The organism is Rhodomicrobium sp. Az07 (assembly GCF_018619475.1).
GTDB lineage: Bacteria > Pseudomonadota > Alphaproteobacteria > Rhizobiales > Rhodomicrobiaceae > Rhodomicrobium.
In genome coordinates this window covers 1-222 of record NZ_JAHFZG010000087.1, presented here as the reverse complement: position 1 = coordinate 222, position 222 = coordinate 1, and the positions used below count along the sequence as shown (strand labels likewise).

Here is a 222-nt window from a genome sequence, read left to right as displayed (position 1 = left end):
GAGCTTACCAGTACTAATAGTTCGATCGGCTTCATCGCTCTCATTAGTCAATGCTCACCGTCCGGTGAGTTGACGAAAAGACCAAATCCAGATCATTCCGAGAAAAAAAAGGCCAGGCCTCAAAACCCGGCCGGTCCCGACATCCTTCGTTTGCCTGGTGGTTATAGCGGAACGCCCCCACTCGATCCCATCTCGAACTCGACCGTGAAACGTTCCTGCGCC

1 rRNA gene is annotated in these 222 nt (G+C 53.2%); it reads left to right on the top strand.

Going from position 1 to position 222, the window contains the following annotated elements:
- Positions 1 to 153: 153 nt before the first annotated feature.
- Positions 154 to 222 (top strand): 5S ribosomal RNA (rrf, locus tag KKP04_RS15430); the annotation flags it as partial.